The organism is Bradyrhizobium centrosematis (assembly GCF_045571495.1).
Taxonomy (GTDB): Bacteria; Pseudomonadota; Alphaproteobacteria; order Rhizobiales; family Xanthobacteraceae; genus Bradyrhizobium; species Bradyrhizobium centrosematis.
In genome coordinates, this window is record NZ_CP120703.1 from 3,975,217 (window position 1) to 3,999,395 (window position 24,179).

Consider the following 24,179-nt stretch of genomic DNA (forward strand, 5'->3'; position numbering starts at 1 on the left):
CGTTGTGATCCGGAATCAACCGGTCCTGCTTTCTGGAGGGTGACGAGAGTGTTCGCTCGCACCGCTGCTCTGGCCATCGCCATTGCCGCCTTGGCCGCGTTTGATGGTGCGGCCGCACAAACCGCCAATCAGCCGCCGGACACGATGGCGGCGCGGGTCGAAGCCTGCACGCCCTGTCACGGCAATCAAGGCGAAGGCACCAACGACGTCTATTTCCCGCGGCTTGCGGGCAAGCCGGCCGGCTATCTCTACAATCAGCTTCTCGCCTTCAAGAATGGCCGGCGAAAATATCCGCCGATGAACTATCTGCTGGAATTCCTGCCGGATCCGTACCTGCAGCAGATGGCGGACTATTTTGCGGATCAGCACCCGCCTCTGCCCCCCGTCACGGCAAGCGATGCAAGCAAGGAGGTGCTGCAGCACGGCCGGTCGCTGGTGACGCGCGGCGATCCGCAACGCCACATTCCGGCCTGTGGAAGCTGCCATGGCCCGGCCCTGACCGGCATGGAGCCCGGAATTCCAGGCCTGCTTGGACTGCGGCCGGCCTACGTCAGCGCGCAATTGGGTGCATGGCGTTATGGCACACGAACCGCGAAAGCACCGGACTGCATGCAGCAGGTCGCAGCCCGGCTCACCGAGGAGGACGTGACTGCGGTCGCAGCGTGGCTCGCGAGCCGCCCCGCCCCTGTGAACATCGCGCCGGCGCCGAAAGGCACATATGTGCTGCCGTTCGCCTGCGGCAGTGAACCGGATTGAGGAGACGGAATTGCGATCGTGTTCACCAATCCTTGCCGTGTGGCTGTTGCTCGTGGCCGGCTCGTCCGCCGGGGCGCAGCCGAAGTCTGGCTCCGACCGGGATAGCCTGGTTGCACGCGGCGAATATCTGGCGCGCGCCGGCGACTGCATTGCCTGCCACACGGCGCCCGAGGGGCGCACCTTCGCCGGCGGACGCGCCATGCCGACGCCTTTCGGCACCTTGTATTCCTCCAACATCACGCCGGACCGCGACACCGGGATCGGCAAATGGACGGCCGAGGACTTTTACAAGGCGATGCACTACGGCCGCTTTCCGGATGGCGGCTTGATGTATCCGGCCATGCCGTTCGCGTCCTACACCAAGGTCACGCGCACCGATACTGAGGCGATCTTTGCCTATCTGAAGTCAATCCCGGCCGTGAGTCAGCGCAATCGTGAGCACGATCTCCGCTTCCCCTATTCCAACCGCCAGCTGATCCTCGGCTGGCGCACGCTGTATTTCTCGGAGGGCGAGTTCAAGCCGGACCCGACCAAATCCGCGGAATGGAATCGCGGCGCCTACCTCGTCGAGGGCCTCGGCCATTGCGGCATGTGCCATTCGCCGATCAACGCGCTTGGCGGCACCTCGCAATCGGACGCCTTCAAGGGCGGCCTGATCCCGATGCAGAACTGGTACGCGCCCTCGCTCACATCCAACCGCGAGGCCGGCCTCGGCGACTGGAGCATCAGGGACATCACCGACCTGCTCCAGACCGGCGTTTCCATGCGCGGCGTGGTCTACGGCCCGATGGCCGAGGTGGTGCACAACAGCCTGCAATATCTCAATGACGAGGACACGCGTGCCATGGCGGTGTATCTCAAGGGCATTGCGGAGCCCTCGCCTCCTCCACCGGCCAGCTCGACGCTGCCGAGCACCGAGAGCAGCCTGCTGATCAGCCTCGGCAAGACCGTCTATGACAAGAGTTGCGCGAGCTGTCACGGCACACAGGGCGAAGGCAAGCCGCCGCACTGGCCGCCACTCGCCAACAACCAGTCGATCGAGATGCAATCGGCGGTCAACCCGATCCGCATGGTGCTCAATGGCGGCTATCCGCCGGGCACCAAGGGCAACCCCATGCCCTACGGCATGCCGCCCTTTGCAGGTCTGCTCTCGGACAACGAGATCGCCGCCGTCGTCTCCTACATCCGCACCGCCTGGGGCAATCGCGGCACGCCGGTCTCGGCGCGCGAGGCCAACGAGCTGCGCTCCGCACCGCTGAACTGAGGCCATCATGATCAATTCCGATCCGCCGACCAGCCCAGCCGCCGCCGACCAGGCCGTCGAGGAGATCGTCGCGCAAGGGCCATCCGGTGCGATCGTGCTTGCCGGCATCGCCACGGCCTGCGTTGTCGCGATGTGGCTTGCCTTCTATCTATTCGTGTTCTTGCCGCGCGGACCGCTGCAATGAGCGCACAAGACACGCATGACAGCGCCAGCGCCGAGGTCGCGGCCCGTGTCGAGCGGCGCTGGGTCACCGTTGCCGTGATCATCATCGTAATGATGGCCCTGCTCGCGGCCTTCGCCGGCATCCATCGCGCGACCATGCCGCAGCCGCGCGTCGAGATCACCGATCCATCCCGCCTGCATCTGTCCGGCGAGTTCGTCGAGAGCAATCTCGGCAGCGTGCTCGAAGCCAACGGCAACGTGACGGTGCGCGCGATCGGCCAGCAATATTCCTTTACGCCGGCCTGCATCCTGGTGCCCGCGGACACGCAGATCACGCTGCGCGCCACCAGCGCCGACGTCGTGCACGGCATCCTGATCCAGGGCACCAACGTCAACACCATGCTGGTGCCGGGCTACATTTCCGAGCAGCTGATGCGCTTCACCAGAACCGGCGACTATCCGATGCCCTGCCAGGAGTTCTGCTCCTTCGGCCACGAGGGCATGTGGGGCAAGGTCAGGGTGATCGACAGGAACGAATTCGCGAACCGCGCAAAAGGCGGCGGGAGGCTGAGCTGTGTTGGTCAATAGGAAGCTCATCCTCGCCCATTTCTGGCTCGCCTTCGCCGTGTTCGGCATCGCGCTCACGCTCGGCGCCTGGCAGATGTTCATCCGCAGCCCGATCGGGACCTGGCTGTCCAATCCGGAGCTCTACTACCGCTCCCTGACTGCACATGGCACGGTGATGGGCTACGTGTTCCCGACGCTGGTCGCGATGGGTTTTGGCTATGCCATCAGCGAATCCGCACTGGAGCAGCGCCTGGTCGGCGTGCGCTGGGCCTGGACCGGCTTCTGGCTGATCGTCGCCGGCAGCGTCATGGCGGTGATCCCGATCTCGCTTGGCCGCGCCTCGGTGCTCTACACGTTCTACCCGCCGCTGATCGGCAATGTCTTCTACTACCTCGGCGTGGTCCTGGTCGTGGTCGGCTCCTGGATCTGGGTCGCGCTGATGTCGATCAATTTGCGCGTCTGGCGCAAGGCCCATCCCGGCGCGCCGGTGCCGCTGGCGATGTTCGCCAATGTCGCAGGATCCTACCTGTGGGCCTGGACCGCTGTCGGCGCCGCGCTCGAGCTGCTGCTCCAGATCATCCCGGTCGCGGCGGGCCTGAAGGCCACGATCGACGCGGGCCTCGCCCGCGTGTTCTTCTCCTGGACCCTGCACGCCATCGTCTATTTCTGGCTGATGCCGACCTACATCGCCTATTACACCATCGTGCCGCGCGCGATCGGTGGCCGGGTTTATTCCGACTCGATGGCTCGGATCTCCTTTATCCTGTTCCTGGTGGTGGCGATGCCCATCGGCATGCACCACACTTTCGCCGATCCCATGGTCGGCGCCGGCTTCAAGTTCATCCATTCGGCCTTCACCGCCCTGGTCGCGCTGCCGACGCTGCTCACCGTGTTCACGATCTGCGCCTCGGTCGAGATCGCCGCGCGCCTGCGCGGCGGCCGCGGCATGTTCGGCTGGATCAGGACCTTGCCCTGGGACAATCCGATGATGCTGGCGCTGGCGTTCTCGTTCGTCATGCTGGGCTTCGGCGGCGCCGGCGGCCTCATCAACATGAGCTATCAGCTCGATGCCTCCATTCACAACACGCAGTGGATCACCGGCCATTTCCACCTGATCTTCGGCGGCGCCATCGTGATCATGTACTTTGCGATCGCTTATGATCTGTGGCCGCATCTGACCGGGCGCGAGCTGATCGACCTCCGCCTGATCCGTACCCAGCTCTGGCTGTGGTTCATCGGCATGATCGTGACGACCTTCCCGTGGCACTGGGTCGGCATTCTGGGGATGCCACGCCGCATGGCCTATTTCGACTTCGGCGATCCCGCGATCGCTCCGCAGGCCCTGTCGGTCATTCTGTCGGCGATCGGCGGCTTCATCCTGCTGGCCTCGGGCATCATGTTCATCGTCATCCTCGCGCGCGGCATGCGTGCGCCGCAGGCCGACGCCGGCCCGTATCGCTTTGCGCTCGCCGTGCATGAACCAAAGACGGTCCCGGTCGCGCTCAACACGCATGCGCTGTGGGTGATGCTGATGATTGCGCTGACCCTCACCAATTACGGCTATCCGATCCTGAATCTGGCACTGAGTTCGGGGACCTCGGTGCCCGCCGTCTATGTGGGAGCGCAGTGATGAGCACGCGCGAGCTCTTCACCCTCCGTAACAGGCATTTCCGGACTGGCGTCGGCCTCACCGCCGGGATCCTGATCGCGACCGCGATTGCCGGCTTCATCGTGCTGCCCTTCGCGCAGCCTTGGGTGCAGTTTGCCAACGTATGGGACGCGATCTGCAGCGCCGCCGGCCTGCCGCAGCGCGCGGCAACCGTCACGGCGCCGGAGCAGACCAAGCGATTGTCGGAGGTCGTGCTCACCTCGAACACACTGGCGCGCCCGAGCCAAGAGGCGATCGGCCGTGGCGCAACGCTGGCGCAGCGCTGCGCGATCTGCCACGGCCCGACCGGCGTCAGCCGCGCGGATTCGCCCAATCTCGCCGGCCAATACGCCGCCGTGATCTACAAGCAGCTACACGATTTTCGCTCGGGCGCGCGCAGCAATGCCGTAATGTCGCCGTTTGCCGTCAACCTGACCGACCAGGAGATCGCCGATCTCTCGCACTATTACGCCTATCTGCCGCGGCTGCCGGCGTATCATCCGACGCCGCAACTGCCGAAGCCCAACATCGTCATCTACGGCGCGCCGATGCGCGGGATCGCGCCTTGCGGCTCCTGCCATGGCAGCCTCGACAACAAGACCGGCAGCCCGTGGCTCGAAGGACAGTCGGAGGCCTATATGAAGGCGCAGCTCCAGGCCTTCGCGTCAGGCGAGCGCCGCAACGACATCAGTCAGCAGATGCGCAACATCGCCCGCGCGATGACGCCGCAGGAGGTCGAGCAGGCCGCAGCGTACTATGCCTCGCAGCCCCCTGATGTCGTGAAGGCGGTGGATTGAGCGCTCGACGCACCTCTCCACCGTCATTGCGAGGAGCCCTTCCGATGAAGCAATCCAGAATCCCTCCATGGAGAGACTCTGGATTGCTTCGCGGAGCCTGTCATCGGGCCGCGCTTCGCGGACCCGTTGGCTCGCAATGACGGGGGAAAGAGTCTGCCTATGTCGGCGCCAGCTTAGGCCGGCCGTAGATCGCATCGGCCCGCTTTTCGAACGCGGTCGAGAACCGCGCGAAGGCGGCATCGAACATCGAGCCCATCAGCATGGCCAGCATGCGGCTCTTGAATTCGTAGGACAGGAAAAATCCGACATCGCAGACGCCCTCACCTTTGGGCTCGAACGTCCAGCGGTTTTCGAGATTGCTGAAAGGACCTTGCAGATACTCGACGAGGATCTTCAAGTTGGTGCGGTCGAGCGTCACCCGGCTGGTGAAGGATTCCTTGACCAGCTTGAACGACACCGTCATGTCGGCCACCAGCACCTCGGTGCCGTCGGGCTTGGCCATGCGCTGGCGCACCTTCAGCGCGCTGCAGAGCGGCACGAATTCCGGGTACCGCTCGACGTCGGCGACCAGGTCGAACATCTCGGATGCGCTGTGATTGACACGGCGCTTGCTCGAAAATTTGGGCATGGCGGTTCAGCGGGCGCTAGCTGCCCGCGCGGCCTTCAGTCTCGCGAAGTCTTCGCCGGCATGATGCGACGAGCGGGTCAGCGGGCTCGCCGACACCATCAGGAATCCCTTGGTGTAGGCGATCTTCTCGTAGGACGAAAACTCGTCCGGCGGCACGTAGCGCATCACGGCATGGTGCTTGCGGGTCGGCTGCAGATACTGGCCGATGGTCAGGAAATCGACGTCGGCGGAGCGCAAATCGTCCATCACCTGCTGCACCTCGTGGCGTTCCTCGCCGAGGCCGACCATGATGCCGGATTTGGTGAAGATGGTGGGATCGAGCTCCTTGACCCGCTGCAACAGCCGGATCGAATGGAAATAGCGCGCGCCGGGCCGCACCGTCAGATAGCGCGAGGGCACGGTCTCGAGATTGTGGTTGAAGACGTCGGGCTTTGCAGCAACGACGATTTCGAGCGCGACCTCCTTGCGCAGGAAGTCCGGCGTCAGGATCTCGATCGTGGTCGAGGGACATGCGGCCCGGATGGCGCGGATGGTCTGGGCGAAATGCTCGGCGCCGCCATCGGCGAGGTCGTCCCGATCGACCGAGGTGATGACGACATGGGCGAGGCCCAGCTTGGCAGTCGCCTCGGCGACGTTCTCCGGCTCCGCCGCATCCAGCGCATTCGGCAGGCCGGTCTTGACGTTGCAGAATGCGCAGGCGCGGGTGCAGGTGTCACCCATGATCATGAAGGTGGCGTGCTTCTTGTCCCAGCACTCGCCGATATTCGGACAGCCCGCCTCCTCGCACACCGTATGCAGCCCGTTGGAGCGCACGATGTTGCGGGTGTCGGCATAGCCGCGGGTATTGGGGGCGCGCACGCGGATCCAGTCCGGCTTCGGCGGCGAAGCGGAGTCAGGGCGATTCACCTTTTCGGGGTGGCGCGGGCGCAGCGGGTTCGAGATGGTATCGACAATAACGACCATGGTCTGTCCGGTCTGTTCAGGTCCTACCTAGTCGGTCTGGGCTGGCATCGCAACCCGGCTCGCCCCGCTTCAGGGAACATGGCAGATATGGGCAATATCCTGCTCTGTTCTCAAGCGATTCTCACCTCGAATGGCTCCAAGCTCGAAACCCTCACCCCCACGGCTCGGCAAGCCGTTGAAGCGCGCCTTTTTCGCCCGCAGCGTCCACGAGGTCGCGCCCGAGCTGATCGGCGCAACGATGCTGGTCGATGGGGTCGGCGGCATCATCGTCGAGGTCGAGGCCTATCATCATACCGACCCCGCGGCGCACTCCTACAACGGGCCGACGCCGCGGAACCAGGTGATGTTCGGCCCGCCCGGCTTCGCCTATGTCTATCGCTCCTACGGCATCCACTGGTGCGTCAATTTCGTCTGCGAAGAGGAAGGCTCGGCCAGCGCCGTGCTGATCCGTGCGCTGGAGCCGACGCACGGCTTGGCTGCGATGCGTCGCCGCCGCCATCTGCAGGATCTGCATGCACTGTGCTCGGGCCCTGGCAAGCTGACCGAAGCGCTCGGGATCACCATCGCGCACAACACCCTGCCGCTGGACCGGCGGCCGTTCGCACTGCATGCGCGGACCGGGCACGTCGAGGTCGCAACAGGCATCCGGATCGGCATCACCAAGGCCGTCGAGCTGCCCTGGCGCTATGGCATCAGGGGCTCGAAGTTTTTGAGCAAGCCGTTCCCGAAGTGATCGTCATTCCGGGACGGTCCGAAGGACCAGACCCGGAATCTCGAGATTCCGGGTTCGGCTCTTTGAGCCGCCCCGGAATGACACCGTGGCTACGACGCCTGCTTCAGCCGCTCCATGGCTTCGAGCAGCTTGGCCTTGCGCGCCAGAGCGGCCTCGCGCTTCTCGCGCTCCTCCTCGACGACCTCCTCGGCCGCGTTGGCGACGAACTTCTCGTTCGCCAGCTTGGACTCGGCGCGCTTGATGTCGGCGTCGGCCTTGGCGATTTCCTTGTCGAGGCGCGTGCGCTCGGCGGCGACGTCGATCACGCCCTTGAGCGGCAGCGCGGCCACCTCGCCGCGCACGAGCAGCTGGACCGCACCGTCGGGCGCGCGGTCGGCGAAGGAGATGTCCGACAGGCGTGCCATGCGCTTGATGACGTCGGTCCAGCGCGGCGCGCGCTCCTTGGTTTCAGCCGAGGCGCCCGCGAGCACCAACGCGGTCAGCGTCGCCGGCGGGATGTTCATCTCGGCACGCACCGAACGGATCTGCGTGATCAGGTCGATCACCCAGCCGATCTCGGCCTCGGCCGCAGGGTCCGTGAAATCGGCGTGATCGAAGATCGGCAGCACCCAGGCCGGCGAGACCAGCGCATCGGTCGGTCCCGTCGTCGCCGCGAGCATCGCGAGCTGTTCCGGCGTCGGCTCGGCCGGCTTCAGCGGCCATTGCGCCAATGCGAGCAAGCCGTCACGCTTGGCCGTCACCTCCCACAGCTCTTCGGTGATGAAGGGCATGAAGGGGTGCAGCAGCTTCAGGATCTCATCGCGTGCCCAGGCGACCATGGCCCGGGTCTCGTCCTTGGCCGGGCTGTCCGGCCCCAGCAGCACGGGCTTGGCGAGCTCGACATACCAATCGCAATAGACGTTCCAGACGAAGCGATAGATGCTGCCGGCGGCATCGTTGAAGCGATAGGCCTCGATCGCCTCCGTCACCTCGCGTGTGGTGTGCGCGGTCTCATGGGCGATCCAGCGGCTCAGCGTCTCCTTCGCCTTCGCCGGCTCGAAGCCGTCGGGAACCGCACATTGGTTCATTTCGGCGAAGCGGCAGGCGTTCCAGAGCTTGGTCGCGAAATTGCGGTAGCCCTCGACGCGGCTGGTGGCGAGCTTGATGTCGCGCCCCTGCGCCGCCATCGCCGCCAGCGTGAAGCGCAGCGCGTCCGCACCGTACTCGTCGATCAGGTTGAGCGGGTCGATGACGTTGCCCTTCGACTTCGACATCTTGGCGCCCTTCTCGTCGCGGACGAGGGCGTGGATGTAGACGGTCGAGAACGGCACCTCCTTCATGAAATGCAGCCCCATCATCATCATGCGGGCGACCCAGAAGAAGATGATGTCGAAGCCGGTGACCAGCGCGTTGGTCGGGTAATAGCGCTGCACCTCCGGCGTGTCGTCGGGCCAGCCGAGCGTCGAGAACGGCCACAGCGCCGAGGAGAACCAGGTGTCGAGCACGTCCTCGTCGCGGGTGATGAAGCCTTCGCGCTTGTTGCGGTCGAGCGCCATCTCGCGGCCCTGCTCAGGCGTGATCACGTCCTGCTCGACGTAATAGCCGAGCGCGTGGCTGATCGCCTCTTCCTCGGTCTCGGCGACGAAGACCTTGCCGTCGGGCCCGTACCAGGCCGGGATCTGGTGGCCCCACCAGAGCTGGCGCGAGATGCACCAGGGCTGGATGTTCTCCATCCAATCGAAATAGGTCTTTTCCCAGTTTTTCGGCACGAAGGTGGTTTCGCCCGAGCGCACCGCGGCGATCGCAGGTCTCGCCAGCGTCTTGGCGTCGACGTACCACTGGTCGGTCAGGTAGGGCTCGATCACCGTCCCGGAGCGGTCGCCATGCGGCACCATGTGGGTGTGGGGCTCGATGCGCTCGACGAAGCCGAACGATTCCAGCCGCTCGACGATGCGCTTGCGCGCGGCGAAGCGGTCGACCTTGTGGAATTCCTCGGCAAATTGCGCGGCGCCTTCCGGCAGGTCGTGCAGATAGTCCTCGTTGTCGACGAGATCGAGACACCCCTCGCGGTCGATCACGCTGATGCGGCGGAGGCCGTGGCGGTTGCCGACCTCGAAATCGTTGAAGTCGTGCGCCGGCGTCACCTTGACCGCGCCCGATCCCTTCTCCGGATCGGAATAGTCGTCGGCAACGATTTTGATCTTGCGGCCGACCAGGGGCAGGATCACGTTTTTGCCGACCAGATTCTGATAGCGCTCGTCCTCGGGGTGCACGGCCACGCCCGTATCGCCGAGCATGGTCTCGGGACGCGTGGTGGCGACGACGATGAAGCTCGAGGGATCCTCGGGGCTGAACGTCTTGCCCTCGATCGGATAGCGCAGATACCAGAGGTGACCCTTGACCTCGGTCTGCTGCACTTCGAGATCGGAGATCGCGGTGAGCAGCTTGGTGTCCCAGTTCACCAGCCGCTTGTCCTTGTAGATCAGCCCCTCGCGGTGCAGTTCGACGAACACTTTGACGACAGCCTTCGACAGGCCTTCGTCCATGGTGAAGCGCTCGCGCGACCAGTCGCAGGAGGCTCCGAGCCGCTTGAGCTGGTTGATGATGGTGTCGCCGCTCTCGGCCTTCCACTGCCAGACCCGCTCGAGGAACTTCTCGCGGCCCATTTCGCGGCGGCCGGGCTGCTGGCGCTCCATCAGCTGCCGCTCGACCACCATCTGGGTGGCGATGCCGGCGTGATCGGTGCCGGGCTGCCACAGCACGTCGCGGCCGCGCATGCGCTCGAACCGGCACAGGATGTCCTGGAGCGTGTTGTTGAGGGCGTGGCCCATGTGCAGCGAACCGGTCACGTTCGGCGGCGGGATCACGATGGTAAAGGGCGCTGCGTCGCGGCGGTCGGGGCGGCCGGCCTTGAAGGCAAGGCTGTCCTCCCACACCACGGACATGCGGGCTTCGATATCGGCGGGCTGGTAATTTTTCTCGATCATGGGGCTGCTAGAAAGCCGCGTGGGCGGGCCAAGTCAACGGAAAGCTCAGCGGCAAAAGGGCTGTCGAGCCCGGTCCGCAGGCCGAATATGCCCTGGGAGCAGGGCTTTATCGCGGCCATACCGCCCGCATCAGCGGCCGCCGCGCGAGACCCGCTCGATTTCGGCCTTCACGATGCGTTCAACGAGGCCCGGCAGGTTGTCGTCGAGCCAGGATTTCAGCATCGGCCGCAGCATCTCTTTGACCAGATCCTCCAGCGTCCGCGCATTGCTGCTGAGCACGGTGTGGGCCAGCGAGTTGAAGGCGGATTCGACTGCCGAGACCGTCGACTGCGCGAGGATCGGCTGCTGTGGCGGCAGCGGCGGCGCATCGAAGTCCACCGGCGCGTAGGACGGTGGCGGCGTCGGACGCGGCGGCGATTCGGAGAATTCGAGGTCGTCGCGCGGCTCGACCTTGCGGAAGCTCGGCGGCGGCGGGGGCGGCGTCGGATCAACCGCCATCTCGTCGGTTAATTCGAGCACGTCGGGTTCTGGTTCTGGCTCCGGCTCGGGCGCACGGACCTCGGGCGCGGGCGTGGCCGCATCGAGACCCGCGAGCAGCGCGTCGATGTCGTCCTGGCTGTTCGATGCCTCAGCTGCAGGTGCAGGTGGCGGGACCGGTGCCGGCTTTGCGGCCGGGGGTGGAGCGGGCTTCTCGGCGGCCGGTTTGGCTGGCGCGACCTTGGACGGCGGAATGTCGTTCATCGCCTGTGGCTTCGGCGGCGCGGCGGGGGCTGCAGCTTTCTCAGGCTTGGCGGCCTCGGCCGGCGGCGGCTTGGCCTCGTCGTCGGCAATGATGCGCCGGATCGAGGCCAGAATCTCCTCCATCGAGGGTTCTGTGACCTTTGCAGGCTGCGTCATCTCCGACTCCACATCATCAACGCCCTCGCATGCGTTGTTTTACACCAAGCACGGCAGGATTGGCCGGTTCCGCACCAAGTGGCCTGACATTTTCGTCGCGGCAGCCTGACTTGTCCCCAGATCACGGCTCAACGTGCGGCGGTGCGCCCCTGCCCCCGGCACTCAAGCTTTACGCACACGGTATCAATGCGAGCCGAATCGACCCGCATTGTCTTGGCAAGGCTATGTCAGGGAATTTGACGATTGCAAGCAAAGCGCCGGTCGGCTTCAGCCATTGGCGAGGCCGACCGGACGACCACGGGACTTTAGCGCCCGTCAGGCGTGCGCACACCGGCCCAGCTGTCGCGGACCTGATGATAGTGAACGCTGGGGTCGTAGACAGTGGTGTTGAGACCGAGCACCTGCGGCGCAAGACGGCCGACAGCGGCGAGGACGTTGTACGACGCGACGACCCGGTCGTGCTGCGCAGTCACGAGCGCAACGCGCGCATTGACCAGCGCCTGCTGAGCGTTGAGGACGTCGAGGGTCGTGCGCTGACCGGCCTTGGCTTCTTCGCGTACGCCGTTGAGCGCGATCTCGGACGCCGTCACCTGGGCCTGCGCCGATTGCACCTGCGCCTTGCCGGCCTGCAGCGAACCCCACCACTGAACGATGGTCGCGCGGGTCTGATCCCGCGTGTTTTCGAGGTTGAGACGTTGCTGCGCCAGGTTTTCCTTGGACTGACGGATCAACGAATATTCGCCACCGCCCTGATAAATCGGCACTGAGATCTGCGCGAGCGCGGCAGCGTTGAACGAGCGATACTGGATCAGGGATTGCTCGTAGGCCTGGGTCGCGCTCGCCTGCAGGGTGACCGTCGGCAGCAGAGCGCCCTCGGCGACCTTGACCTGCAAGAAATTGACGTCGATGCCGAACATTGCGGCCGTGACGTTGGGATGCTCGACGAGGCCGAGCTCGACGGCCGCAGCGAGCGTCGCGGGCAGGAAACGGTCGACCGGCGAGCCGGGCGCCAGATTCGTCGGCTCGTTGCCGATGATCCGGCGAAAGTTCGCGCGAGTCGTGGTGAGGTTCGCCTCCGCGGTCAGAGCCTGCGTCCTGCCGGCCGCCAGCTGTGCTTCGGATTGCGCCACGTCGGTGCGGGTCACTTCGCCGACATTGAAGCGGTCCCGCGTCTGCTTGAGTGTCTGCTCGAGCACCCGCACGTTGCTGCGTTGGACTTCGAGCGTCGCCGCGTCGCGCAGATAATCCATGTAGGTCGTGGCCGCCTGAAGCAGCACGCTTTGATCGAGACTGCGCAGCGCTTCCCGAGCGCCGGAAACCTGGCTCTCCGCCGCGCGCGTCCTGTTGGCAGTCTGGTTGCCATTGTACAGCGTCTGGGAGGCGGTCAGTCCCACGCTTCGCGGAATGCCCGTGCCGTTAACGGGATCGCTGGTCGAAGAACTCTTGAAGTCCGAGTACTGGTAACCACCGCTGGCGGTCAGTGAGACCTTCGGGCGATAGCCCGACAAGGCCTGAGGCACATTCTCGTCAGTCGAGCGCACCTGGGCACGCTGTGCGTTGAGCTGCGGATTGTTCTGATAGGCGCGCACCAGTGCCGCCTCGATCGTGTCCGCCAAGGCAGGCGTCGGCCCGGCTAGCGCCAGCAGCAGGACCGAAACCGCAGCTCCGGTGAAGAGCTTCACCCCATGCATCCCAAAAATTCCGTTCATTCTAACGCCCACCTCGTGCCCGCGAGCTGGGTTACCGTCTACCAAGTGGAGTCGTTGCCCCGCCGCAACATAGGATGCGGATTGGCGCGACGGAACTACCTCAGGCGAGTTCTCGGTGGAAACTCTTCACGTGCAGCATCCCGGCCACACTTCTGATTCAGAACGGGATTTTATCGGGTTTGCGCCGTCAGAAGACGAAAGCGGCAGCCCGTTCCAGCCCGGGAAGGACCGGGGCAGCCGCGTCGAACAGGGTCCGATGGCCGAATTCGCCGTGGGTGCGGGTGACGATCATGGCCCGCGGCGGCCTGGATGCGGCGGAGACCCCGACCAGACGCCCGCCCTCCTTCAGCTGCCCGAGCACGGCTTCGGGCGTTACCTCGGCTGCGCCGTTGAGGATGATCACGTCATACGGCGCGGCGGAAGGATCGCCCTCGGTGCAGGCCGCGGCCTTGCAGGTGACATTGACAAGCCCCAAGGCTGCGACGGCATCCTTGGCCTTCGCGGCCAGGGCCGTATCGCATTCCGTTGCGGTGACCTGACGGGCCAGCTTGGCGGCCAGCGCAGCGAGGTACCCCGTGGCGCAGCCCACCACCAGCACGTTGTCGTTCTCACCGATTTCGGCGGCCTGCAACAGCTTGCCGGTCAGCTGTGGTTTGATCAGGAAGCGCTTGGCTGCGCCCTCGCTGACGTCGAGGTCGAGATCGAGGTAAGCCAACGCCTGCCTGGTGGCCGGCACGAAGGCCTCGCGCGGAACCGTGAGCATGGCATCGAGAACACGACGGTCGGTGACGTCATTGGTGCGCACCTGGCCATCGACCATTTTAAGGCGCGCGGTCGAGAAACCGGACATTTGCGGACCCTGCAATGCGGACCATGCCGCTGAGATGATTTGGCGGCATCTTTGGAACATGCTCGGCCAAAACGCAACACGGCCGTTGGCCGGCGCGACTAAGGCTTCCGCATCTTACCGCATCAGGAGCCGGACCGGATTATTCGATCGCCACCGCAAGGCGGCCGATCAGAGCCGCGACCTCGTCCAGCCGCGCCGAATCGGGCGTCTCGACCGCTCGCGCCAGACAGGCGAGGCATTCATCGTCACTGAGCTCGGGAACGTCGGCCGGCAGAAGCGAGGGGGCCATATGAGAACCGTCGACCTGGATGTCTGGCATGGGGAATCAGCTCCGTAACAATCCGGCAGCCGCGAAGCTCGATTTCAATTGAGTCGATTTGGCGCCGTCCGCATGGCGCGAGGGCGCCCATGCACACATCTGGTTGAAAGCGATTCCAGACAGCGATCGCGGAGGGACCGCTCAGAAAATAATGCAGCGATATCGCGCGCCACATGAAGGCGCGATCATAACATGTTGAATTTGCGATAAGATTTGGCTCCCCGGGCTGGATTCGAACCAGCGACCATCCGATTAACAGTCGGATGCTCTACCGCTGAGCTACCGAGGAAAAGGCGAACCAGTCGTTCGCGCGGGGTGCGTATAACAAAGCCGCTTGCGCTTGCAAAGGACGAATTCGTCATCATCCGAACGTCCTTGAGGATGGGCCTGAACCGCCCCTCCTCCGGGCCATGTCAGCCGGCCGTTATTCCGTGAGGAACGAGGTGGTCTTGGCGCCAAGGTCGGGGCGCGATCGAAAGATTCAAGGCCCATCGATCTGCACTCCGGACCGCTTGCGCAACGCCCGGGGGGAGCGGTGCACTATTGCCCCCGTCGCCCTGCAGATGACTGATGCGCATGCCCGGTCGGGCAATAAGCATCACTCACCCTGCGAGACCATCACGACCGCCGACACACCAGATCAATTTCGATCAGCGCGTCATAGGCGAGGCCGGTGACGCCGACGCAGGTACGGGCCGGCAGGCGGTCCGGTGCGAAGAACGTGCGGTAGGTCTCGTTCATGGCCGCATAGTCATCCTTGAACCGCGTCAGATAGACGCGCGCCATCACGACGTGCTCGAGGCCGAGATAGAGACCGGCGAGAACCACCTTCAAATTCTCCATCACGGCGCGGGTCTGCGCGACGATGCCGTCGGGCAACACGCCCGGCGTCTGCGGCGTGTCCGGCATCTGGCCGGTGACGAACACAAAGCCATCGGTCTCCACCGCGTGGCTGAAGGGCGCGACCGGCTTCGGTCCGCCGCTGATCATGTGGAATTTCACTTGGCTGTCCTTGTTAAGGTGCGTCCTGAAACAGGCGCTTGCTGAGGATGGCGTGTACGCCCCAATTGCCGTCGACGACTTGCGTCACGCCAAAATCGACCGCCGCCGACATCAGCGCGATCGCCTCGTCCTCGCTGAGGCCTTTGACGTTCATCAGGAAGCGCCGCATCTTCCGGAACGCATCCTTCATGGCGAGGTCGAGCGAGGATTTTGCGTAGACTTCGCTCTGCCCCTGCGCGCCGAATTCGGCGAGATAGTTGGGGTGGCTGAAGCCGGTCAGCACCCAGTCGCTCTCGGTCTCGATCAGGGGATAAGACAGATCCGCGAAGGGACGGCCGGCGAGATCGGCCTTCTTGTGCAGGATTACCTCGAAGGTGCCGGTCATCGAGCATTCGATCGCGGTACCGCTGAGCTCGCCGTCGCCCTGCGCTGCATGGGGATCGCCGACCGACAGCAGCGCGCCAGGCACGGAGACCGGAAGATAGATGGTCGCCCCCTTCCCCAGCCGCCAATTGTCGAGATTGCCACCGAAATAGGACGGCGGCACGGAATCGACGAAGTCGACCTCGCGCGGCGCCAGCGCGATCACGCCGAAATGCGGCCGCAGAGGAATCTTGATGCCGTCGAGCACGGCGTGCCGGCGCTTGATCGTGGCGGGTGCAACGGGAACGCCGGGATAGTCGTAGGTGGTGTGCACGACGCCGAAGGGATCGGTCTGCGGCTCCCAGCGATAGGAATAGAGCGCGCGGGCATGCGGCGCGTCCACATCGTCAAAGATCTCGTAAATGGTCACGGCCTCGCGCGGCTTGGGGCCGCCGAGAAACTCATTGTAGTGATAGCCCCACCAGGCCGCCACCGAGGAGCCGAACACGCGGCCGGCATGGTTCGGGCTCCGGCTCGCCCGCGGCACGATGTCGAGGATACGCACCTCCAGCACATCGCCGGGCTGGGCGTCCTTCACAGCGACGGGCCCGGTGCAGATGTGCACGCCAAACCCCTCGCCGGCACCGCGGCCGAACACGCTGGCATCCATCGGTCCTGCGCCGCGGCGGTCCACGTTCTTCTTGTTCCGCGTCCAGCCGAACACGCTTTCGGCGGCGACATCGCCGGCGATCATCATATCAGGAGCGTCAGAGGCGTGCTGTGTCAGCGTCTCGATGGTGATGGTGTCGCCCGATGCGATCTCGATCTGCGGCGGCAGCGAGCGGCTGAAATAGCCCCAATGGACGCGGCTGGCCTCGACCGGAAGGTGGTGATGTCTGCGCTCGGTGGTCGTGCGCTCCTCGGCGCCGGCACAGGCGAGGTTGCTGCGAGCCTCCAGGCTCTGATGCGCGCGCAATTGCGCCAGCGCCTCCTGTGGCCAGCCGCGCTGGCCGGCGACGCCGTGCTGTGCGGCCGCTCGCTCCGCCTCCTGCTGGCGCAACTCGCGCGGCGGCAGGCCGAAGCGATGCCGGAAGGCGCGGCTGAAATGCGCGGAGTCGCCAAAGCCATAGGCGTAGGCGATCTCCGAGATCGAGCGATGCGCCTCGGTCGGGTTGGAGAGATCCGCCCAGGCGCGCTGGAGACGACGCTCGCGAACGTAGTGGGTGAAATTGTCGCCGACCGTCTCGAACAGCTTCTGCAAATACCGCTCGGAAATGCCCTCGGCTTGCGCGACGCGCGCCGGCACCAGATCGGGATCGTCGAGGCGACGTTCGATGGTCTGGCAGATCCGGTGCAGCAGCGCAGCCTGCGTCGCACTCGATCCGGCATCGGAGCTCGAGGCCGCCAACTGATGCGCGAGCGTCAACAGCAGATCGACCAGCGACTGCGCGAGCGAATTCCATTCGGAATCGCTCAAACTATCCAGCGTGCGCGCGGTCGCGTCCAGCAGGCGCGAGAACGCATCGGCAAAGCCGCCGGACGGAACGACACAGGGCTCGCCGAGCCGCGGCTTGCCCGAGAGGCGTCCGTGCAGCGCCTCCGACGTGACCGACAGCACGATGGCGCGCATGTCGCGCTGGAACACGATGCTCCAGTCACCGCTGCGGGGCAGGAGCACGAGATAGCCGACGGGAACGATGCGGTGACCGCCGGCGCTTCTGAGCACCATGCCATCCTCGACCGGTATCAGCGCGATCGGAAGGTCATCGTTCGCTCGCGAGAGCGGACCGACGCTCTGCGCGCCCGCGGCCATGCGGGTCAGCGCAACACCTGCGGCCTGGCGATGCGAGGCGGTCGCGTGCCCGTCAAAGAAGGAGTGACCGCCTGCCGGCTGCAGGCCGACCGCCGCCAGCACGTCCCGCCAGGCGTCGAGGCGGTCGTGTTGCGCGTAGGACTCGCTCGTGAACGGCCGGAAGCTCATCGGATCGACCCAGATTGCGGTCGATCGAAGCAACCTCTGTGCCAGACGTACGCGGTCATCCGTCGCGGCAACGGGCCGCAAATGGGGATCGTTGGTCAAGTGTTCATCCGGGAACTGGAAGATTCCTCAAAGTGTTGGAGTATGGCGTGCCCTATTCGTCATTCCGGGTTCGACGCGTTGCGTCCCCCGGAATACCGAATTTGGGAGATTCAGTCGCATCGAAACATGTTCTTTCGGATCGTGCCGTGGACGCCCCAATTGGCATCGACCACCTGGGTGACGCCGAAATCGGCGCCGACCGACATCAACGAGATCGCCTCGTCTTCGCTGAGGCGATGCACGGTCATCAGGAAACGGCGAAGTTTTCTGAATGCATCGCGCATCGCACGGTCGAGACTACTGTGATTGGCAATCTCCGTTTGCGCCTCGGTGCCGAGCGCGGCGAGATAGTTCGGATAGGTGAAGCCGTAGAACGACCACGCGTGGTCGGTCTCGAGCATGGGATGGTCGAGGCCTTCGAGGCTGGTGCCGGCAAGGTCGGCCTTCTTGTGCAGGATGAATTCGAAATCGCCGGTCAGCGAGGTCTCGATCGCCGTGCCACCGAGCTCGCTGTCGCCTTGCGCGGCATGGGGATCGCCGACAGAAAAATAGGCGCCGGGGACGGCGACCGGATAGAACATCCGCGCGCCCTTGCCGATACGCCAGTCATCGATATTGCCGCCGGTATAGCTCGGCGGAATCGAGCTGACGAAGTCGGCTTCCGACGGCGCAAGGCCCATGGTGCCGAAGTGCAAGCGTGCGGGCACTTTCACGCTGGAGAGGATGTTCTCGCGTTTCCTGATGGTGGCGTGATCGACGCGGACGCCGGGATAGTCGATGGTCGAATGCACGATGCCGTCAGGGTCGGTCTGCGGCGTCCAGACATAGTTGTAGACGGCCTTTGCAAAGGGCTCGCCGGAGGTGTCGAGCTCGAAGATGGTGATGACCTCGCGTGGCTTCGGCTCTTCGATCAGGTCGTGATAGTGAAAGCCCCAGTTGGCGGCGACATTGGAGCCGAAGCAGCGGCCGGCATGACAATCACTGCAGCTCGGTCGCGGCCTGATATCGAGGATGCGCACCTCCAGAATGTCGCCGGGCTCGGCCCCCTCGATCGCGACGGGGCCGGTGAGCAAATGCACGCCGATCCCCTCGCCTGCGCCGCGGATGAAGGGGCCTTCGACCGGGCCCGAGCCGCGGCGCGCGACCGCCTTGTGCTCGCGCGTCCACCGGAACACGCTCTCGGCGCCGGGATCGCCCTGAATCATGCGCTCATAGTCGTCGTTGGCATGATGGGTCAGCGTCTCGATGGTCGCGCGATCCCCGGAGCGCAGCGTCAAGGCTGGCGTGACTGTCTTGGAGAAATAGCCCCAGTGGACGGTTTTGGGCGAAACCGGCAGCGTGACATGCTTCATGAGGTGGCCTCTTAGGGAGTCTTGAGCTTGTGGAGGCGCCGCTCATCGCAGCGTCTCCAGCGTCTTGTCGGCTTCCATCACACTGAGGAAACGCGCCGTCAGCGGATTGCGGGGATTGGAGAGCACCTCGTGCGCGGGCCCCTCCTCGATGATCGCGCCACCGCTCAGGAAAGCGACGCGGTCGGCGACCTCATCGGCGAAGCGGATCTGGTGTGTCGAGATGATCATGGTGAGGCCGTCGTCGATGGCGAGGCGGCGGATCACCTCCAGCACCTCGTTGACCAATTCGGGATCGAGCGCGGAGGTCGGCTCGTCCAGCAGCAACACACTTGGATTGGGTGCGAGCGCGCGGGCGATGGCAACGCGTTGCTGCTGGCCGCCGGAGAGATGCCGCGGCAGCGCATCGGCGCGATGCGATAGGCCGACGCGGTCGAGCAGCTCGGTGGCGCGGCGATCGGCATCGATCCGGGTCATGCTGTGGACCCAGCGTAAAGGGCCCGCGATGTTCTCCTTCGCCGACAGATGAGCGAACAAATTGAACTGCTGGAACACCATGCCGACGCCGACACTGGCACGCTCGTTGGCAATGGCGCGCGGCGACAGTGGCTTGCCGTCTTCGCCAAAGCCGAGACGGCGGCCGCCGACGCGCACGGTGCCGGCGTCCCAGTTTTCGAGATGGTTGATGCAGCGGAGCAGCGTGCTCTTGCCTGAGCCGCTCGGCCCGAGCAGTGCGACAACCTCGCCGACCCGCACCGTGAGGTCGAGGCCGTCGAGCACTTTCTGCGGGGGGTAGCTCTTGGTGAGATCCTTGACCTCGACAGCGATGTTGTTGCGCGCGATGGTCGCGGCACGGCGGGCGCGCTCCTCGCGGGTCAAGGCCAGCGGCGGCGTATCGGTCAACCCTGCTGGTGCGGCCCCGGGATCGGCGACGGTCGCATCGGCGAGTTCGAGCTTGGCGACGAGATCGACGCGCCGCCACGGCAGATAATCGGCGAGCTTGCGCTCGCGGCCCTTGGCACGATCGAGATCGAGCAACCATTCGATGAAGAGCTGGATGACGCTGATGGTCGCGGTCAGCACCAGATAGAGCAGACCCGAAGCGAAGAAGATCGAGAAGAAGTCGAAGGTCGAGGACGCCAGCTGGGTCGAGCGCAAGGTCAGCTCCTGCACCGCGACGACGGAGGCGAGCGAGGAATTCTTCAGCGCGCTCACTGCCTCATTGCCGAAGGCCGGGATCATGGTGCGGATGGCCTGCGGCGCGATGACCCTGCGCATCAGCACTGACGGCGTCATGCCGAGCGCCTGCCCCGCAGTCAGCTGTCCGCGGTCGACGCCGAGCACGCCGGCGCGCAGCATCTCCGCGATGAAGGGCGCCTCGTTGCAGGCGAGCGCGAGACCGGCGGCCACCACCGCCGGCAGCTTGATGCCGATATGCGGCAGCGCGTCGTAGGCGAACACCATTTGCAGGATCAGCGGCGTGCCGCGGAAGATCACGGTGTAGGCCCTGGCGATCGCCGAGAGCAGCCAGAAGCGCGAGAGCTGCATGCCGGCGAGGATCAGTCCGAGGACCAATCCGCCGCCGAGCCCGAGGGCGGTCACCTCCAGGGTGAGCTCGATGCCCTCGAGCAGGTACGGCATGCTCAGATAGTGAAGGAACAGCGACATCAGTCAGCCGTCAGAATGTCCGGCTCCTTGAAGTTGTTCACATCGAGCCCATGCTTCTTCAGAAGCTCCATATGCGTGCCGGCCTTCTGCACCTCGATGAGGGCGGCGAGCACGGCGTCGCGGAATTTCGGCTTGTCCTTGGGAACGGCGATGCCGACCGAATATGGGATCGTCACCGCGATCGCCTTCTCCAGCTTGTCCGGATAGGCCTTCACCGCGCTGTCGACGGTGTTGACGTCGTTGACATAGGTGTCGGCACGGCCGGCGAGGATCGCCTGGATACAGTTGGCGTTGTTGTCGTAGAGCTGGATCGTCGGCTCCGCCTTGCCGGCCTTCTTGCACTCCGGGATCAAGGCCTGAATCAGGGGCACCTCGACATAGCCGGTGTTCTCGGCGGCAGCCGCGCCGCACATCGACATGTTGATTCCGTTGATGCCCTTCGGATTGCCCTTGGCGACCAGCACGCCGTCGAACACTTTCGAATAGGTGATGAAGTCGGCCGCCTTGGCGCGCTCCTTGGTGGCGTAGATGTCGGAGATCACGATGTCGGCCTGGCCGGCTGCGAGCGTGGTCAGGAGTGCCGCAAACACGACGGGCTTGTAGGTCAGCTTGAAGCCGAGGCATTCGCCGATGGCTTCACCGAGATCGATATCGAATCCAATGTACTTGCTGGGGTCCTTGGGATCGATCGTCTCATAGCCCGGCGTGTGTGGGTTGATGGCGTTGACGAGCGTCTTGCCCTTCCAGTCCGGGTATTTCTCCTGAAGCGTGGTGCAGGCGGCGGGCGCAGCGGCCTGCGCGCTCAGCGGCGCGGCGACGACGAAGCCGAGAGCAATGGCGGCACCGAGCATGAGCTTGCGCCGTGGCAATGATGCGCGCGCCATTCCCCGCCGCGCCCGGGGCCAAACCGATTTCTCCATCTCGCCAATTCCTCCGAAATGTCATGGCGCCTGCCATGGTCCAGTGATCGGAAGCGTGCGGGAGCGCGGCGCGAAAAGCTTGTCCGCGGGCGTACAAAAAATTGGATAGGGCGCGCCCGACATTTGGGCAAACGGCTGCACAAAAACTGTTCGCAGGCCACGACGGCGCGGATACGCGATTCCGAATCGGGATAGCCACATGATCTCCGCCGACGCCGCGATCTGCTCCGTCATCGGGTCATTCGGTGAGCCTGTTTGATCGAATTCGCCGATTGAGACCTGACGCCGAAACGAAGCGCCTCCGGCATCCGCAGCAAATTCACTGGTCTTCCACAGCATATCCACAGGCCGACCATGGCGGATTCGCGAGCCCGTGCGAGGTACTTGCTGCGCACAAACCCACAAGTAGGGCCGTTTAGCCACCGTGATCGAACACGCCGCGGCAAGCCGCGCTTAGGCTTGCGCGGTTACGGCGCAGGCGAGCGGTGTTGGCACGGACATTGGGATTTCGCCGGTGCAGAGCCGATAAACATCGGGCGTGCAGACCCGGCGCTGCTCGGCCGTTCCCTGCGCATGGGCGGCCGAGGCAAACAGCGTCAGGAGCAGTCCGACCGTCGAGGCGCGACGCGCCCGGCTCTTCACGCCTGCAGCCCGCAAGACCCTCGCCTTCATGACCCGTGTCCTCTCTGCCCTGCCCGCCTCGCGGCTTTCCCAACCGGTGTCGTGCAGAGAGGTAGGAGAAATAAATCGCGCGGGATGTGATCCCTTTCACACCGGGCGTGAGCGGTCGGAACGTACGGTCCCCAAGGGGATTATTTAGACATCGCTAACCAATCGAGCCACGATCGCCGGATCGTTAAAATGCGAACGATCGGCTCAATCGGGTAACAAACCGGCTTTGCGACATTGCGCCATCCGCGTTTTGCGAGGGTGCGATGAGAAGCGAAGCCGAATTCAACTTGCTGCTGGATGCCGTCCGGGACGCCATGCTCATTGAAGATTTCGCTTCCGCTCCGGCGCAGCAATTCGTGCCGCGGGCCTGGAATTTTGACGCGATGTCCAGGACAACTCCGATGGCCGCCAACGACAATGATGGCGCCTGGCCTCTTTTGCCATTCCCCGACGGCTGGTACGCGGCCTCCTGAGCCCTGCTTTCAACGTGAGCCGACCGCCTATCTTGCGGGCGTGTTGCCGCGCGGCCTGCGCCGGAAACCCGGCCCGGCAATGATCAATTTTTGACGCGATCCTCGCCATCCTGCGGCGCTCGGTCCGGTGGGGCCGATGGAAAGATGCTGTCGTAGATCGCGCGGGCCTCACGAATGAGACGGGCCCGCTCCAGCTCGGATTTCGGAACGAATCGGACGATGTCGCCCACTTGTGGCTCCAGGGCTCGGGATGACGAGATGCTTCACTTCGCAGATGCGAACTCTATGCCAGCGGGCCTGAATCGGGGGTTTCCGGCCGGCCCCCGGGCAAACCCGGTGGCCGCGCCACCCCGCCCCTCGGCGGAGTGTCGCGCGCAGCATCGGCGGAACCACCGCAAAATCGAATTGTGCTGGGAAATCAGAGTGTTGTGATGGAGGCCACGACCAGAATTGAACTGGTGTACACGGTTTTGCAGACCGTTGCGTAACCACTCCGCCACGTGGCCCCGTAAGGGCGGACCAATATAGGGGATCAATGGCTTAGGCAACTGCCTTCGTCTGAGTTTGGCTCGTCGCCCCCGGCGCGGTCGTTATGGGATCGCAACCGTGCCGATCATGTCGGCAAAGTCAGGCTCGTTTGCGACGACGGAAGTCGCGGCGGCCCTTCGGGGCGGGTTTGGGCGCCAGTTCCGGCATCTCGGCCTGGACCTCGCGGTAGCGTGTGAGCAGTCGTTCGAAACTCGCATGCAGCGTGTCGGCGATGTCGGGACGTCGCTCGAGGCCGGCGAGGACCGTCGCCGCGGCTTCGATGGTCGAGAGCCCCTCACGGCGCGGCTCTCGGCGCAGGCGCCCATAGCGCGAGGGATGCGCCGGGTTGAGGATCACGCGCTGGCATTTGAGCATCCAGGGATTGCGCCACCACAGCGCCTTGGCCTGGCTCCAGGTGCCGTCGAGCAGCACGACCCCTTCCAGCTTGCCGAGGATCGCGCGCTGGTTCTCCGCGATCTCACCCTTGCGGTTGAGCGCGATGATCTCGCCTTCGGCGTCGAGATCGGCGGCGCGCGCCGAGCCGAGATAGAGCACGGCCCAGCGCGCAGCATTCTCGACCGGCCGTCCCAGCGCCTTGGACAAGCTCGGCCAGGACAGACCGACGCGCACCGTTGCATCGGCGAAATGCCTGGCCAGCAGGCGCGCGGTGCCGAGCGCCCTGTCCTGCTCCTGCGGATGCTGCAGGATCAGGAGCGACAACCGATTTTCGATCGGCGTGACGCTGTCGCAGATGCACAGCGGCATCGGCTTCTGGCAATGCGGGCACTCTGGGATCGGATCGGCGGCGGCCGTATCGGGCGGGTTCGACATGGGCGCGGCTATACGCTTGAAGCGGGGCTTCAAC

At 64.8% G+C, this 24,179-nt stretch carries 23 protein-coding genes, 2 tRNA genes and 1 pseudogene; 8 read left to right on the forward strand and 18 right to left on the reverse strand.

Annotated elements, in window-relative coordinates; all coding sequences use genetic code 11:
• Window positions 1-48 precede the first annotated feature (48 nt).
• From P6U31_RS19115 to P6U31_RS19140, 6 genes are read left to right on the forward strand one after another with little or no spacing between them, the layout of a single operon-like run.
• Complete coding sequence (locus P6U31_RS19115; protein ID WP_407183195.1) at window positions 49-756, forward strand: c-type cytochrome; 708 nt, start codon at window positions 49-51, stop codon at window positions 754-756.
• Between the two features lie 52 nt (window positions 757-808).
• Window positions 809-2,020, forward strand: coding sequence for a cytochrome c (locus P6U31_RS19120; protein WP_407189888.1), 1,212 nt, complete (start codon window positions 809-811; stop codon window positions 2,018-2,020).
• A 7-nt stretch (window positions 2,021-2,027) separates the two neighbouring features.
• Window positions 2,028-2,204 (forward strand): hypothetical protein, encoded by a 177-nt coding sequence (locus P6U31_RS19125; protein ID WP_407183196.1) that lies wholly within the window; start codon window positions 2,028-2,030, stop codon window positions 2,202-2,204.
• The gene (locus P6U31_RS19130; RefSeq protein WP_407183198.1) at window positions 2,201-2,770 is read left to right on the forward strand and encodes a cytochrome C oxidase subunit II; all 570 of its coding nucleotides are present in this window, start codon (window positions 2,201-2,203) and stop codon (window positions 2,768-2,770) included. Before P6U31_RS19125 ends, P6U31_RS19130 begins: the two co-directional genes overlap by 4 nt.
• Window positions 2,757-4,379, forward strand: coding sequence for a b(o/a)3-type cytochrome-c oxidase subunit 1 (locus P6U31_RS19135; protein ID WP_407183199.1), 1,623 nt, complete (start codon window positions 2,757-2,759; stop codon window positions 4,377-4,379). The genes P6U31_RS19130 and P6U31_RS19135 overlap by 14 nt, the downstream gene beginning before the upstream one ends.
• Complete coding sequence (locus tag P6U31_RS19140; protein ID WP_407183200.1) at window positions 4,379-5,194, forward strand: c-type cytochrome; 816 nt, start codon at window positions 4,379-4,381, stop codon at window positions 5,192-5,194. Before P6U31_RS19135 ends, P6U31_RS19140 begins: the two co-directional genes overlap by 1 nt.
• Before the next feature lie 157 nt (window positions 5,195-5,351).
• On the opposite strand, the gene P6U31_RS19145 is transcribed toward P6U31_RS19140, so the two are convergent.
• Entirely contained in the window at window positions 5,352-5,822 is a 471-nt protein-coding gene (locus tag P6U31_RS19145) for a type II toxin-antitoxin system RatA family toxin (protein WP_407183201.1), read from the reverse strand.
• A gap of 6 nt (window positions 5,823-5,828) precedes the next feature.
• Window positions 5,829-6,785, reverse strand: a complete 957-nt coding sequence (gene lipA / locus P6U31_RS19150; RefSeq protein WP_407183202.1) for a lipoyl synthase — start codon at window positions 6,783-6,785, stop codon at window positions 5,829-5,831.
• A gap of 130 nt (window positions 6,786-6,915) precedes the next feature.
• On the opposite strand from lipA, the gene P6U31_RS19155 reads away from it, so the two are divergent.
• Window positions 6,916-7,518, forward strand: a complete 603-nt coding sequence (locus P6U31_RS19155; protein WP_407183203.1) for a DNA-3-methyladenine glycosylase — start codon at window positions 6,916-6,918, stop codon at window positions 7,516-7,518.
• An 89-nt stretch (window positions 7,519-7,607) separates the two neighbouring features.
• Here the strand turns inward: P6U31_RS19155 and P6U31_RS19160 are convergent, their stop codons facing one another.
• The 13 genes and pseudogenes from P6U31_RS19160 to P6U31_RS19220 all read right to left on the reverse strand — a co-directional run bounded on the left by P6U31_RS19160 (window position 7,608) and on the right by P6U31_RS19220 (window position 22,313).
• Window positions 7,608-10,484, reverse strand: coding sequence for a valine--tRNA ligase (locus P6U31_RS19160; RefSeq protein ID WP_407183204.1), 2,877 nt, complete (start codon window positions 10,482-10,484; stop codon window positions 7,608-7,610).
• 129 nt (window positions 10,485-10,613) lie between these two features.
• Window positions 10,614-11,381, reverse strand: coding sequence for a PopZ family protein (locus P6U31_RS19165; protein ID WP_407183205.1), 768 nt, complete (start codon window positions 11,379-11,381; stop codon window positions 10,614-10,616).
• Window positions 11,382-11,686: 305 nt separating this feature from the next.
• Window positions 11,687-13,072 (reverse strand): TolC family outer membrane protein, encoded by a 1,386-nt coding sequence (locus P6U31_RS19170; RefSeq protein WP_407189889.1) that lies wholly within the window; start codon window positions 13,070-13,072, stop codon window positions 11,687-11,689.
• Window positions 13,073-13,277: 205 nt separating this feature from the next.
• Window positions 13,278-13,940: a protein-L-isoaspartate O-methyltransferase family protein gene (locus P6U31_RS19175; protein ID WP_407183206.1), complete on the reverse strand. Its 663-nt coding sequence runs from the start codon at window positions 13,938-13,940 to the stop codon at window positions 13,278-13,280.
• 139 nt (window positions 13,941-14,079) lie between these two features.
• Complete coding sequence (locus P6U31_RS19180) at window positions 14,080-14,259, reverse strand: hypothetical protein (RefSeq protein ID WP_407183207.1); 180 nt, start codon at window positions 14,257-14,259, stop codon at window positions 14,080-14,082.
• 214 nt (window positions 14,260-14,473) lie between these two features.
• Window positions 14,474-14,548 (reverse strand) — tRNA-Asn (locus P6U31_RS19185).
• A gap of 329 nt (window positions 14,549-14,877) precedes the next feature.
• Window positions 14,878-15,261, reverse strand: a complete 384-nt coding sequence (locus P6U31_RS19190; RefSeq protein WP_407183209.1) for a RidA family protein — start codon at window positions 15,259-15,261, stop codon at window positions 14,878-14,880.
• Between the two features lie 13 nt (window positions 15,262-15,274).
• The gene (locus P6U31_RS19195; protein WP_407189890.1) at window positions 15,275-17,605 is read right to left on the reverse strand and encodes an acetamidase/formamidase family protein; all 2,331 of its coding nucleotides are present in this window, start codon (window positions 17,603-17,605) and stop codon (window positions 15,275-15,277) included.
• 209 nt (window positions 17,606-17,814) lie between these two features.
• Window positions 17,815-19,056, reverse strand: a complete 1,242-nt coding sequence (locus P6U31_RS19200; RefSeq protein WP_407183210.1) for an acetamidase/formamidase family protein — start codon at window positions 19,054-19,056, stop codon at window positions 17,815-17,817.
• A gap of 42 nt (window positions 19,057-19,098) precedes the next feature.
• The gene (locus P6U31_RS19205; protein ID WP_407183211.1) at window positions 19,099-20,721 is read right to left on the reverse strand and encodes an ABC transporter permease subunit; all 1,623 of its coding nucleotides are present in this window, start codon (window positions 20,719-20,721) and stop codon (window positions 19,099-19,101) included.
• The gene (locus P6U31_RS19210; RefSeq protein WP_407183213.1) at window positions 20,721-21,605 is read right to left on the reverse strand and encodes an ABC transporter substrate-binding protein; all 885 of its coding nucleotides are present in this window, start codon (window positions 21,603-21,605) and stop codon (window positions 20,721-20,723) included. The genes P6U31_RS19205 and P6U31_RS19210 overlap by 1 nt, the downstream gene beginning before the upstream one ends.
• 57 nt (window positions 21,606-21,662) lie before the next feature.
• The gene (locus P6U31_RS19215) at window positions 21,663-21,980 is read right to left on the reverse strand and encodes a hypothetical protein (protein ID WP_407183215.1); all 318 of its coding nucleotides are present in this window, start codon (window positions 21,978-21,980) and stop codon (window positions 21,663-21,665) included.
• Window positions 21,981-22,056: 76 nt separating this feature from the next.
• A pseudogene (locus P6U31_RS19220) lies at window positions 22,057-22,313 on the reverse strand (hypothetical protein).
• 263 nt (window positions 22,314-22,576) lie between these two features.
• Between P6U31_RS19220 and P6U31_RS19225 the strand changes: the two are divergent.
• On the forward strand, window positions 22,577-22,786 hold the full coding sequence (locus tag P6U31_RS19225) for a hypothetical protein (protein WP_407183217.1): 210 nt from the start codon (window positions 22,577-22,579) through the stop codon (window positions 22,784-22,786).
• 83 nt (window positions 22,787-22,869) lie between these two features.
• Here the strand turns inward: P6U31_RS19225 and P6U31_RS19230 are convergent, their stop codons facing one another.
• The 3 genes from P6U31_RS19230 to P6U31_RS19240 all read right to left on the reverse strand — a co-directional run bounded on the left by P6U31_RS19230 (window position 22,870) and on the right by P6U31_RS19240 (window position 24,145).
• Window positions 22,870-23,016 carry a hypothetical protein gene (locus P6U31_RS19230; RefSeq protein ID WP_164937738.1) on the reverse strand — a complete coding sequence of 49 codons (147 nt, stop codon included), beginning with the start codon at window positions 23,014-23,016 and terminating at the stop codon, window positions 22,870-22,872.
• Between the two features lie 202 nt (window positions 23,017-23,218).
• A tRNA-Cys gene (locus P6U31_RS19235) sits at window positions 23,219-23,292 on the reverse strand.
• A gap of 121 nt (window positions 23,293-23,413) precedes the next feature.
• Window positions 23,414-24,145: a tRNA-uridine aminocarboxypropyltransferase gene (locus tag P6U31_RS19240; protein WP_407183219.1), complete on the reverse strand. Its 732-nt coding sequence runs from the start codon at window positions 24,143-24,145 to the stop codon at window positions 23,414-23,416.
• Between the last annotated feature and the right edge of the window lie 34 nt (window positions 24,146-24,179).